Origin of the sequence: Leuconostoc lactis KCTC 3528 = DSM 20202, assembly GCF_014651235.1 — a bacterium.
Lineage (GTDB): Bacteria > Bacillota > Bacilli > Lactobacillales > Lactobacillaceae > Leuconostoc > Leuconostoc lactis.
The window spans coordinates 1-12,595 of sequence record NZ_BMWM01000023.1 but is presented as its reverse complement, the minus strand read 5'-3'; the positions used below and the strand labels follow the sequence as shown (position 1 = coordinate 12,595).

14 protein-coding genes and 1 pseudogene are annotated in these 12,595 nt (G+C 38.3%); 6 read left to right on the top strand and 9 right to left on the bottom strand.

Annotated elements, in window-relative coordinates; translation table 11 throughout:
- Nucleotides 1–341 precede the first annotated feature (341 nt).
- A complete protein-coding gene (locus tag IE039_RS06630) occupies nucleotides 342–920 on the bottom strand; it encodes a hypothetical protein (protein ID WP_010003089.1) in 579 nt (192 codons plus the stop codon).
- A gap of 365 nt (nucleotides 921–1,285) precedes the next feature.
- Nucleotides 1,286–2,965, bottom strand: a pseudogene (dld, locus tag IE039_RS06625) (D-lactate dehydrogenase).
- A 290-nt stretch (nucleotides 2,966–3,255) separates the two neighbouring features.
- On the opposite strand from dld, the gene IE039_RS06620 reads away from it, so the two are divergent.
- Both IE039_RS06620 and IE039_RS06615 read left to right on the top strand, forming a co-directional pair.
- Nucleotides 3,256–3,876: an NAD-dependent epimerase/dehydratase family protein gene (locus tag IE039_RS06620; RefSeq protein ID WP_229782848.1), complete on the top strand. Its 621-nt coding sequence runs from the start codon at nucleotides 3,256–3,258 to the stop codon at nucleotides 3,874–3,876.
- A gap of 677 nt (nucleotides 3,877–4,553) precedes the next feature.
- Nucleotides 4,554–4,775: a hypothetical protein gene (locus tag IE039_RS06615; RefSeq protein WP_010003936.1), complete on the top strand. Its 222-nt coding sequence runs from the start codon at nucleotides 4,554–4,556 to the stop codon at nucleotides 4,773–4,775.
- A 94-nt stretch (nucleotides 4,776–4,869) separates the two neighbouring features.
- Here the strand turns inward: IE039_RS06615 and IE039_RS06610 are convergent, their stop codons facing one another.
- From IE039_RS06610 to IE039_RS06595, 4 genes are all read right to left on the bottom strand, one after another.
- Nucleotides 4,870–5,145 (bottom strand): hypothetical protein, encoded by a 276-nt coding sequence (locus tag IE039_RS06610; protein WP_010003935.1) that lies wholly within the window; start codon nucleotides 5,143–5,145, stop codon nucleotides 4,870–4,872.
- A gap of 405 nt (nucleotides 5,146–5,550) precedes the next feature.
- Nucleotides 5,551–6,060 carry a DUF2798 domain-containing protein gene (locus IE039_RS06605; RefSeq protein ID WP_010003933.1) on the bottom strand — a complete coding sequence of 170 codons (510 nt, stop codon included), beginning with the start codon at nucleotides 6,058–6,060 and terminating at the stop codon, nucleotides 5,551–5,553.
- 163 nt (nucleotides 6,061–6,223) lie between these two features.
- Nucleotides 6,224–6,610 (bottom strand): DUF805 domain-containing protein, encoded by a 387-nt coding sequence (locus tag IE039_RS06600; RefSeq protein ID WP_010000682.1) that lies wholly within the window; start codon nucleotides 6,608–6,610, stop codon nucleotides 6,224–6,226.
- 150 nt (nucleotides 6,611–6,760) lie between these two features.
- Entirely contained in the window at nucleotides 6,761–7,390 is a 630-nt protein-coding gene (locus tag IE039_RS06595) for a pyridoxamine 5'-phosphate oxidase family protein (protein ID WP_189428931.1), read from the bottom strand.
- 244 nt (nucleotides 7,391–7,634) lie between these two features.
- Between IE039_RS06595 and mscL the strand changes: the two genes are divergently transcribed.
- Entirely contained in the window at nucleotides 7,635–8,006 is a 372-nt protein-coding gene (gene mscL, locus IE039_RS06590) for a large conductance mechanosensitive channel protein MscL (RefSeq protein WP_010003946.1), read from the top strand.
- Between the two features lie 351 nt (nucleotides 8,007–8,357).
- Here the strand turns inward: mscL and IE039_RS06585 are convergent, their stop codons facing one another.
- Nucleotides 8,358–8,975 carry a hypothetical protein gene (locus IE039_RS06585; RefSeq protein WP_095652781.1) on the bottom strand — a complete coding sequence of 206 codons (618 nt, stop codon included), beginning with the start codon at nucleotides 8,973–8,975 and terminating at the stop codon, nucleotides 8,358–8,360.
- A gap of 194 nt (nucleotides 8,976–9,169) precedes the next feature.
- Between IE039_RS06585 and IE039_RS06580 the strand changes: the two genes are divergently transcribed.
- The 3 genes from IE039_RS06580 to IE039_RS06570 all read left to right on the top strand — a co-directional run bounded on the left by IE039_RS06580 (nucleotide 9,170) and on the right by IE039_RS06570 (nucleotide 11,345).
- Nucleotides 9,170–9,787 (top strand): hypothetical protein, encoded by a 618-nt coding sequence (locus tag IE039_RS06580; RefSeq protein WP_010005682.1) that lies wholly within the window; start codon nucleotides 9,170–9,172, stop codon nucleotides 9,785–9,787.
- Between the two features lie 399 nt (nucleotides 9,788–10,186).
- On the top strand, nucleotides 10,187–10,879 hold the full coding sequence (locus IE039_RS06575; protein WP_010005681.1) for a hypothetical protein: 693 nt from the start codon (nucleotides 10,187–10,189) through the stop codon (nucleotides 10,877–10,879).
- A 121-nt stretch (nucleotides 10,880–11,000) separates the two neighbouring features.
- A complete protein-coding gene (locus IE039_RS06570) occupies nucleotides 11,001–11,345 on the top strand; it encodes a hypothetical protein (RefSeq protein ID WP_019041555.1) in 345 nt (114 codons plus the stop codon).
- A gap of 55 nt (nucleotides 11,346–11,400) precedes the next feature.
- Here the strand turns inward: IE039_RS06570 and IE039_RS08530 are convergent, their stop codons facing one another.
- Nucleotides 11,401–11,541, bottom strand: coding sequence for an IS3 family transposase (locus IE039_RS08530; RefSeq protein ID WP_189428936.1), 141 nt, complete (start codon nucleotides 11,539–11,541; stop codon nucleotides 11,401–11,403).
- 228 nt (nucleotides 11,542–11,769) lie between these two features.
- Nucleotides 11,770–11,829, bottom strand: coding sequence for a putative holin-like toxin (locus tag IE039_RS08525; RefSeq protein WP_229782849.1), 60 nt, complete (start codon nucleotides 11,827–11,829; stop codon nucleotides 11,770–11,772).
- Nucleotides 11,830–12,595: the final 766 nt, after the last annotated feature.

The following is a 12,595-nucleotide window of genomic DNA, read 5'->3' as shown; positions in this document are numbered from 1 at the left end:
AAGCCATGATTGCCGTTTAAGGTCAATCATGGCTCGCGTCTCCCAGCATCCCAGCACCTATAATAATCAGGAGTATTTTTATAAAAAATATATTATGTCAGTCTACGTTTAAATATGCAAAGAAGTACGCTGGTTTTTGTGAACAATGCAAATATTATAACGTGCTGGGATGACGTAACTGATACGTTACTAGAATAATTTATCATATGCGTTATTAAATTGTCAAACCTTTATCAAAATAATAAAAGACGTCCTTATTTGCGTCTTTTATCCCCGTTGTTGACCCCATATGTATCGAGAAACCATCGTTATCTCTCGATGCTGTGCGTGCAATCCCGTTATTAGTTCTGGTGCTTGTTCAAAACGCTTTGCGCATACTGATCAAGTTGCTGCACATCTTGGGTTGCGTTATCAAGTTGACCCTGTAACTGATTTCCCTTGGTATTTGCATCACGCAAATCGTTTTGTGCAGTTTGTAATTGTGCCTGAGTTTGGTTCGCCTTCTGATTGGCATCATTCAGCTGAGATTGAATACCATCTAATTCTTTTTGTTTATCCGCAACTCTCTGGTTGCCTTCCGCAATTTTTTGATTAATTTCGTCAATCTTTTGTTGAATTTCTTTTTGTTTATCATCATTTGCTCGTTGCAAGTCGCCTTGCAATTGCGCTACTTGCGTTTTGTAATTTGATACATCGTTCTGATCAGACGTTAACTGATTCTGGAATTCATTATTTTGGTGTGTCAAATTTGAGATCTCTTGAGATTGCACGGTTAACTTACTATCCAACTGATCAATAATGCCTTTGATCTGATTCATCGAGGCGCTTCCTGTCCACCCCGCATAATCTGCCAATATTTTCCCACCCATAAGGGTCATTGCTGTGACTGCCAGGACAACCACTAATTTGTTGATTTTCATATAGCCTTATTTTCTATTTTATGTTATTACATTCACACAGCTTTAATAAAGTAGCGTCCTTTCTCCATATAGTCAATTGAATCTTATTCATTTCCAAAAGGTATAAAATGACTTTCACTCACTTAATGTAAGTGTTAACAAATGTTGGTATACCAATATTTATACGAATAAATTTCCAATTTTTATAAATCAAACGCAGATGAAATATCACAATAGAAATGTTTTTATATGCTATTTTTTCTTGTGATTTTAAGTGCTAAGTATACCAATATTGACAAAACTAAAAGTTGCTGATGCACTTAATTTGCCTAAAAATAAACACAAAAAAACGCAACCAGATTATCCAGTTGCGCCTTTTAGCGTTATTAATACTCGCCCCAATACTTAGACATTGATTGTTGCCCAATACCGGGATTAAAGCTGTTAGTTGGATCGTTTTTACGATAGTGATCCACCAATGCGGGTGCTGCGAGATACAAGTGGCCGACATTATGTTCGGCCGGATACACTGCATGACGAGCATCCAAAATTTTTAACATTTCCTGTTTGAGTGCATGAGCATCGACCCCAGGCTTCAAGATATAATCCTGATGCATCACATGATCGAGTAAGTGACCATAGTAGATTTTATAAGCAATTTTCTCTTCGATTTCAGCTGGTAACTGCTCAAACCAATGATATTCATTGCTGGCAAAGGCAATATCTAATGGCAAAATGTCGATGGTGTCTTGTTTGAGTTCTTGATAACGAATCGCCACACCAGCCGTCACATAGCGGTGTGTCTCTGCCTTACTGGTTTCATTCGCATCCGCTTCAAAATAATCCCCATCCTGAGTTGGGAAGAATGACGCCAAATACTCACGTGCTTCAGCAATCCCATCCCCAGCCATTTTAAGTTGCAAATAGTGGTCATACTTGTCATGGTACGCTTCTAAGCGTTCTGGTAATTGATTGGGGAAAAGATGACTGGCGCCTTGCAATAACCGATCTGGGAAATAAGGCTTAAAGAATGGCACATGCTTTAAGAAACGTTCCCCCCACGCTTTCAAGGCAAACATTTGTGGTAAGTGGCCAGTCCCGATTTTTTCAATCACAATTAACGAATCTTTCCCGTATTGCTTAGCGAGTTCGTAGGCTGTTTTATGCATATACTCACCAGACACTGGTAAAGATTTGAAATGCGTCATGATATGACGCCGAATATCTTCTAATTCATCTGGGTTATTGGTCCCGATATAAAAGACCTGTGTGGTCTCATCTTTGGGAAAGGTATCTAGCCGGACCGCTAATGCGGCAACGTGCCCGGCAGAACCGGAAACTTCAAATAATTCTTTTGGATTAGCATTGTAACGAATCGGTTGATCAGAATCGACATCACGAACGACCTGTTCATGATTGTGCATGGAGCCGTGATGCTCAGTTGCTGGCACTTGGTTTAAATCAAAGTTGCGATTTTCCAAATTGGTAATAATTTCTTCAGGTGTATCACCCAAATCAATGCCAAGATGGTTCACTAGATGCATCTCATCGTTTTCATCAATCCAGACATAAAGTGATAATTCAGTATAGGCTGGTCCACGACGAATCAAGGCACCCCCAGAATTGTTGTTAATGCCGCCAATGACTGAGGCACCGAGATTTGATGAACCGATAACCGAATGCGGTTCACGATTTAATGGCCGCAGAGCATTCTCCAACTAGAAAAGCGTTGTGCCCGGAAAGGCCAAAACTTGTTCCCCATGATTAATCAGTTCCAAATCCTTAATTTTCATGCCGTTGACAACCACAGCTGGGCGATCATAACCAGGTGCTGGGACTGACCCTTCTGTCAAACTTGTATTGGCTGCTTGCATAATAATCACGATGTTATGCTCATGCAAAACATTCAATACACGCCACATGGCCATGAGACTGGTTGGGAAAACCACTGCTACGGCATCACCATGTCCTGAACGATAACCTTTACGAAAACGTAACGTCTTCCCGGCATTCGTGATGACATTCTTCTTGCCAACAACCGCAACCAATTCATCAACTAAACTCATACTTCTTGCAATCCTCCGTAATTCTGTGATATATAGACTAACATTACCTTTCATCATACGCCTTTTTTAGTCAAATGGGCACATAAATATCTATTTTTCAGGAAAATATTACCAAGATATTTTTTAATTCCCGAACAATTGTACGAATCAGTTTTATTCATCTCAATTACAATATGATTTGATGTCTAATTGGCCTATCCGAATCGCCAACTCACACACTTTCCCACTGCGTTATCAGGTATAATGACTTAACCACTAATGGGCAATAACTATCAGATATGGAAATTACAATGATGAAAACAAAAGTTGTCATTGCTGGCGGCACAGGATTTGTCGGTCAAGGCATCATCCAGCAACTTGATCCAACACAATATGACGTTCATAGTTTGTCCCGCCACGTGTACCACCCCCACACTAATGACAAAACAACTTACCACGTCGTCGATTTGTCTGATACACCAAGTGTGTTAGCAATCATCCAAGATGCTGATTGGGTGATTGACGCGGTCGGTATCTTGTTCCCCAACCCAATTAAAAAACAAAATTATCACAACAGCAGTTATGCACCTGCCAAATATCTCATCGATGCCTTGGTTTCCGCGCCACACGCGAAATTGCTTTTTATCTCGGCAAATGGTGGGCCATTTTTCATGGCGCCCTATCTCAAAGCAAAAAGAGCCGTCGAGACGCGGATGCACGCCCTTTTACCCGAACGCGCGTATATGGTTTATCCAGGGATTATTTTTGACAAAGTACGGTTGAGCTCGTATTTCCTAGGACGCATTTTGTCACATTTAGACGGTATCCCGTATGTTAAAAAATTACGACCCATCAGTCGACAGGCCTTTGCCAGTGAGATTGCCCAGATATTGTCTGGCACCAGCAGTGCATTAGAAAAAAGACTAGCTTAACGCTAGTCTTTTTGGATTGACTTAAATAATACAAAAAAGTCATGACTTACAGGCGCTGTAAATCATGACTTACCTTCTCTCCATATCCCAACACTTACATTAATTTGGAGTATGCATTTTACAAAAAACATTATGTTAGTCTACGCTTAAATATTGCAAAGAAGTACGCTGGTTGTTTTCAACAATGATCAGTAATAAATAAATATTATGTATGTGTTGGGATAGCGTAACTGATACGTTACTAAAATAATTTATCATATCATCCCACAAATTGTCAAACCTTTATCAAAATTATAAAAATATCCCCTTATGTCAAGCTGGGTAAAGCTTTTCCCTGCAATTACGTCGTATAAATGTTATGCTTAAATGACAATATATCGGTTAAATAATCGCGTTATGTCGATCACTGCATGTTAACGCATGTGTCATCATTGAAAGGATGATTATGAACTACTTTTTTAAATACGGTATCCACCAAGTCCAATGGCTATTTATGTTGATTTATGGTGTTGCGGCCGTCGTTGTTATTCTTGGACTGCTGTATTTTTTATGGTTAAAGTTTTATAAATAATGTCCGTGCCATTAAAACCTCAACTGCTATTCCTTCGGTAAAATGTTAAGCGTTTGACTGCGGCGCTTTTTATGCTATACTTTTAAATAAGTATTTAGGGGGAATTATGTTAGAATTTACACTTAGTTTTATTAGTCTTATCATTATCGTCAGTGCCATCGGATCATTTATCACCTTGCGGCCAATTTTTAATACGCTAACGCGTAAGCAACAAACCTGGCTAACGATACTATTTGTAGCCATCGTGGTATCATTTTTATTCAATGAAATTCCCGACTTTATCCATGGCTTTAAAATCGGTGTCGAAACCGGTCGTTCAGCCTTTTAGCCTGTAAGCATCATCATTTCAGATGATGCTTTTTTGATGCAAAATAAAAAGCGCTGGAATTCGCGCTATTATCTTGATACTGGTGCATCCGTTCTCAGTGTATGTTGCTCAGCCACATCGACCACATAATCCCGTTGTCTCGGGCAAAATCAGGCTTTTGGAGTTCAGTAAAAAACGCCAACCCTTGTTCCGACAGTTTTTGTTCTAATGCCAGTCGTCTAAACCCGCTTTCTAATGAACCCAGCACAATAGCTACATTGTCATGCGTTGTTTTGAGCCGCTCGATCACTCGATCCACAACCACTTGCTCCGCTGGATTAAGCGATAGTTGTGCCAATACTGTTAAGAGATCTTTTTTGTTTTTTGCCATTGTCATTCCCCCCTTCGCTAAAATATACCACAGGCACAACGTCAACACGCGAAATATGACAGCATGATGTGGTTTTCTAACCTTTATGCTTAAACACTCTCATAAATACCTACAAAAAAAGCCCCCGACTAGTATAGGACTAACCGTGGCGCTTTTTAATATGGAAAATAAAACCCAGCACACTATCCGAATTGAGTAGACTAAAAGTATAGCGTTTGTTCTCGGGAAAATATTGCTAATTTTATGTTAAAGTGTGTGTTATGTGTTTCAACAGACGTGGACGTCATGTACTGGGCTAACGTAACCAATACGTTACAAGAATAATTTATCACATCCCCACCAAAATTGTCAAACCTTTATCAAAATTTTATATCAAATTGATATCAGCTTATCGTATGCCAACTTTTAGTGATTTTCCAGCGGTACAATGTGTGATATTGGATGCGCTTGTTTCAACTTGTTAAACAGTTTTAAAGTGATTGGCCGGACAATAAAAAAGTATAACGGTATCGCAACAAAAAAAGTTTTGGCCCAATTGCCGACATAACCCGAAATAAAATGCGGGTATAATTGTCGATGTATTTCCGTAAACCACACCATCATAACCGAAACGTTAAAAGTAATGACAAGTACCGTAACACTGACATGTTTAGGGACATTTTTAGTCAGAATTGTTGGAAAATATCGATGTAACATCATGGCAATGGGCAACGACACGTAAGTCCGCAAATAGTAGATAAACATCACAACAAATGGATAAACAATCGCTACCCGCAATAACATTTTTTCTGAAAAACCATAACGAATGATTGTATTATAACTGGACATTACTGCCACCATGATCCCGACAAACACCCATGGCATGATATTTGGATGATGTAATAATTTGTGTAAAATCTGCTTGATTGGTAACATATATCCGCCTTTTTTATTTTATCTCTACTAAATATTACGCGAATTTTATCATAATAAGCGCTATATCTATACTAGCCCTTTTTGCAATGAGATACAAGTCACTTGCGCCATGTCACCACTGCAGTGTCATCCCAAAACAAAAAGCGCCGATTGGCGCTTTTATTTAAACACGTGATTGATTAATGACCCAGCGTGATTCTGGTGTTGTTGGTAGTACCATGAGTACAAAGAACCAAATCGTACCAATAATTGGCACAAATTGAATCAAGATCCACCCTGCACTATGATTGGTATCGTGTAAACGACGAACCTTTAACGTTAATGTGGCAACCCAAACCAATAAATAGATGACTTGTGCGGTCGTATTTGTCGTTAAATCAGCAATATTATAAATATCGCCAAGCTCGTGACCTTGCAATTTTTCAATCACATTGACTAAAAGACCACCCAAAAAATAGTTAATGATCACTGGGATCCAGTATTGTGACCTGGTTGCCGTCGCATTCCAAGTCAAAATTTTCGTCCAAAACTCTTTATAACTCGTTAACATCGTCTTCCCTCCCGTTGCTTACTCTATATCTTGACACTGAATAAAATGATTGTCAAACAAAATACAACACCTATTTACCATCATGATACAATTAAAAACCCCGAAAGTTGCTTTAACTTTCGGGGTACACCACAGCAATCGTGGTTTTAGTTATGCTTGAAAATCAACCACTGTCGGACTAGTCTTGAATGATTCAACTAATGCTGAGCGGAGCGTCAATTGAATAATGGCGTTATGATTGAAATCTTCAGATAACGCCTTAATTTCTGGATGGGCAGCCACCACCTGTTTAACATCTTCATCAGCAATTACCAATGCATCCACGGCATTTGAACTCACGCGAGTGCCGGTTTGCTTGTCAAACCACGTCGTGATGGCAGCCGTGTGCGTCGCTTTGATATTTTGCACGCGCGCGGTTGTCTTATCTGTTACAATATAAAATACATTCTCAGCTGTGCTTGATTGCTTAAACGTGATCACACTGGCACTGATGACGTTATCGGCCGAAACCGTTGATAAAACAAGAATATTGTCCAGCATGTTGAGCGCATTTTGAAACACATTATCGGCTGTTGCATTAGTACTCGTACTGAACTTCTTGCGTTGCTTCATAATCGTTAATGCCGTGAGTGGCATCACCAAGATAATATAGCCCACAACGGTTAACACGAGCGCCTGCGCCAAATAACCTTGAATCCCAAGGGAAATAACAACGAATAGGGCGATAAATATTGCGACTAAAAACATCACAAAGAGTTGAATAAAGCGTTTTGCGTACATAATGACGATCAACATCCTTTCAGTTTTAAAAATTTTTTTGCAGCGTTGTCACTGTTTTTTCCAACGCCTCTATTATACTATTTTCTCATTTGACTCGAAACAGATAAGTATTATTCAGCCTGATACGAACAGGCCATCATTTTAATGTTGGCCGTTGTGGCTTATTGTGCATATTTTCACGCCCCTTATCGACTTATACAGACGTTTGTTGTGTGATATAATAGAAAAAAGGAGATAATATATTATGTGGAAAGAATTTAAAGAGTTCGCTTTTAAAGGGAACGTTGTCGATCTTGCCGTTGCCGTTGTCATTGGTGGCGCTTTCGGTTTGATCGTGAAGTCACTGGTTAACGATATCATCATGCCCCTTGTTGGCATTTTGATTGGTGGGATTGATGTCTCAAATCTTGCGATTAAAGTTGGCACAGCAACTGTTGCTTATGGTTTGTTCTTGCAATCTATCATCAACTTCTTGATTATTGCAGCCGCAATCTTCATGATGGTTAAAGTCTTCAACACAATGAACAAGAAGTCTGCTAAAGAAGCAGAAGTTGAAGATACAAAGACTGAAAAGTACTTGCAAGAAATCGTTAAGCTTTTGTCAGAAAAGAAGTAAGTTCACGACTTGGTTAAGCGTCAGTTTAACCTGAGTAAAAAAGCGTCGGCCGCCTTATCGCGACTAACGCTTTTTTGTTTGTTCACTTATTACGGCAAAATAAAAACGCCAAAATCGGCGTTTAACTGTTGTATTGCTATGTACATCAGCCCCTGGAATATATTTCAATCTAGATAAAAGAAATATGGTGATCGCAAAATCACTGAGCTAACTTAATAAGAATACCATAGTTCACCTGATGACGCAAATTATACTTAGTTTATCACACCTTAAACATCATCTTAATTCAAAAAAAGCGTCAATCTGACTAGTCAGATTGACGCTTTTTGCTATTATAACGCTGCTGCGTGGTTACTTGTTGAAGTAGAATGTGCCGCCAGTATAAGATTCATTTTGTGACCCATCTTTGGCAACATCTGGTAGTGCGATTTTAATACCATCAGACTTGAAGTCATTTTTGTCACTCAAAACGACAAATTTCACCTTTGTTTTTGACTTTGCTGGGAATAGTTCAATCGCTGCTGGTCGGACATTCGTATAAGAATCTAACGTTTCCCCTGCTGCTGATCGCGCATTCCCGTTACCGTCAATAAAGGTATACTTCCCATTTAATTGACTTCCGCGGATATCTTGATCCGTTTTATTTTCAAGTGTTGCTTCAACCGTTGTCTTATAGAATTTCTCTGGCAATAGGTTTTTGATTTCAGAGCTGACATCAAACATATCACGATCATGTGCTGACCGCTTCACCTTTTCAGTCTTAACACGGTTAAGTGTGACATTCCAGTTGTCATTGCTCTGCGTTTGGTTAATGTTTTTCACGACTGCCTTATCTGATCGACTGGCGTGTCTTGCAACGTGCTTGTCAGCATCGTTATCTAATCGATGTGTCATCATTTTTGCCCCGATAAACACGCCGATTGCGAGTGCTACAATCGCTGTTATGACGATTACGATAATCTTCTTCATAAAACTTCTCCCCATCGTTTTATTTACAAAAACGATAATATCATCAAATACGCTGTCTGACAATACATTCACGCATTAGAACGACGATTTTCAGCTAAAATATTGACCGTTTTTTTCAATGATTATAAAATTAATATGTGGCAAATAAAAAAGTGATATGATCAGCAATCACAATAAAAAGCTTGGGGGAGCATATGATTTCAACACTTTCAGGATTAGTTTTTATTATTTCCGTTGTTGCCTTTATCGTTTTTCTGATTTGGGGATTTGCGAAAAACCAGCATATTAATCGGAAAACGTGGCTTTGGCTGTTACTAGCAGCTGTCGCAATTATTGTCTATGTCGCGACCGTTAAAACACCAGAAACGGCTAATAACGCGCAAAACGTGCATCAAACAGCCAAATCAAGCACCGCAAAGCAACCAGTTGACGACGCTGTCGTTGCAAAATTAAAAGCGGCGCTAAAGTCTGGTGATATGGTTACCTTTTTGAAAACGTTCTATGCACAAGATAAGCAAAAGTATTTGGCTTATTATCAAAAGGCCGACGTCGAGACAACGAAAACAACCATTAAGGGTCAAGTGATCGAACCAGTAGCTGAAGAAACCGACCTCTACCTATATGTCCCAGTGGAGGAAATGCCAGCCAACGTTCGGGACACAAAGCAAAAAGCCTTCGTTGTTGTCGTTAACGATCCAAACAACGATCTTAAGAATTATAGCGTTGGTCAGACTGCTGAAGTCACGGGCTACCTGGTCGACCACGGCGACAAAAAGCACGGCTACAGTTGGGAATTAAACGTTACGCAGTAATACATGCCCGTTTGGGAGTACATATCAAACACCGTGATCTGTAAAATCAATATAGATTACACAACATATCCTCTTTCATGTCAGTGTAAGTGTATAAAATAACTAGGTATGTAAATTTTGACAATTTTTTCAATAAGGCTGTTGTGTGATACATATTTTGCAAATCATAACTTTAACACACAACGATAGCAAATCACTTTACGCGTTTTTGAAATATTCATTCTTTTTCTACTTGCTCATTTAGTAACATTTTGTCAAAAATTTTTTGACATGAATTTACCATTGCAGTATTAACTAATTTTTAAAAGTAACGCGTGCTGGGCAACACGTTAAAAGGCTCTTTGTAGACGCGACATGTGCTGAGCAACCACATTAAAAGGCTTTGGGAGAATATATGCAATGAAAAACAAAGAAGCACGCCACAAACACGGAATTATCGTGATGGCTTTAATCTTACTTGGCTTGATCATTTTTGTAAGTCTTGTTACAAAAAACTCATCAGATTACACGCCAGAAGCAACTACTGAAGAGACTAGTTCGTCTGACAGTTATGATAGTTATGATGCTTCCCCAAAAATTGCCTCATCTGGGGTATATTCATCATCATCATCATCGATTAGTAATTTTAGCACTGATAGTCAAACTTCGTTAGCTAATCTTAAAGCAGATGTTTCTACTATGCCGAAAGAAAATTATGAAAATATTGAAAATGAAGTTTTAAAAAAAGCTGATTTTGACCCAACAAGTAATAATCCAAGCGCCTCATATCAAATCGACGGAATAATGAATGCGTTAAAAAACGTCCAAAAATTAGCTGATGATGCCAAACAGTTAGCTTACAAGCCAGATAGAGATTACACCAAAGAGGATAAAGATAAACTAGTAGCATATTCAAATGCTTTAAATAGTTATTTGATTGCTTTTAAAGACTATGCAACAACTATATATCATGATAAATATACATCAGAAGATCCTACTACATCAGAATCCGATAAACAACTTTTAATTGACGAAATGAATTCTGCAAAAAATGTTTGGCTCGAAGAAAAAAGTAAATGGTCAGAGCAATATAACTCGATATTAGAACAGTAAAATTCATAATTATAGGCCCATTCGGGCATACATATCTTTGCTGTCTGACCACTTAAAAAGCCTTCAGCAAATGCCTCATGTGCTGAACATCCACATTAAAAGGTTCTTAGGGGGAGTTTCTATGAAGTTGAAAAAATTAGCTATTGCTAACGGGATTGTTGGTTTGGCCGGCGGTATCATCCTGCTATTGGGGGGCTGGATCATTTTGAGCGCTTCGGCTATAAGTGATAATACGTTAAACGTTATGATTGCGCTTTTTCTTGCATTGAAGGTAGCTATTTTTGTTTTGGGTATTGTTGGTCTTGTGAAATTTAACAAGACACCAATCCTCACAAAATCACCAAGTGTCCTACTGATTGTTGGTGGTGCGATTGCCCTCGTCCCCTTTATGGGTTGGATTGGTGGCATCGTCGCAATCGTTGGTGGCTCATTATATCTAGCCGGATTAAAGAAGTTCCACGACTAAAAAAAGCCCGCTTATGTGGTGTACCCAAAAAGTTAAAGTAAAATATTTTAGCTAATCAAGCGGCCATTTGTCGGTATTCTACCGATGAGTGGCCGTTTAATTTTGTTTGGATTCGTGTGTTGTTGTAATACAGTATCCAATTGTTAATGGCATCTATCAACGCTTTAGCTGATGAATACTTGTTTAGTGGCCCAATTTCAACTTTAAGCTTATTTTAAAGAAGCTTTCCATAACCGCATTGTCTAGAGCAGTCGCACGAATGACCGTGGCAATCCTTCGAGCTTCTTTTTCATTATCTTTATCAAATGCATTGATTGATTCCTCGATGAATTAAATTTGATCCCTCAGTGTTCATGTATTTACTGAAAACTTCTTCTATACTTTGACATGAATTAACATCTCCCATTAACTCGTTAAAGTTAAGTTAAGTCAACACAACAACTAAAGTAATTAACGATAGGATTAACATCCCAAAGCTAATCATTAGCTGTAATGTATCCGATACGGACACAAGGCCTCTCCTTTCTTAGAATCTGGGTTTACAGTTTTGACACCATAAGCACCACCTCCATTCAAGATAGCCACCATCTTAACTTGTTTGCTTTCAACAATATATCATAATGGCAAAAATGAACTGGTCTAAAATGAGTTGGTTTGTGAAATGATCGCAAACGCCGACTTTGTGAACACTAAAAATAGGCTCAAAATAAGTTTGTGAATTTTCATTTTTCACAAACAAAAAACAGGCCTTGAAAAGCCTGTGACAACGTTACTTATGATAATGGCTATGTTAACTTAGATTGGTATAGTTACGCAATGTAAAAACTGATATTCCATTTTATTTTAAGGTCAGCTGTGCTATACGGTATGTTTCGTCTTGGATAATGTGCCATACATTGTACTATTTTTTCAATGTACTTTGGCAGCAACATTCAAAAACAATTTTTCACAACTTAAAGTTATTTCTATATTTCAAATGGGGGCGATTTTGATTAGTCAATTTTAAATAGGTAATAACATACTTGTGTATTTTGAACTTCAGAATATTTTTGACGTTTTTTATAAGGTATTTATAATGTCATTAACGAGATAAATATTCTGGATCAAATGTGCACGGCTGTTCTAATTTTCAAATGACTATTCCGATGGCATATGTAATAGTCTTCTCGATTGTTAATTAGTTTGGCAGATTGTAAAATTTAAGTTGAACATTTAAGTGGACAGAAAAACCCATCAAGGTCTTTAATGGT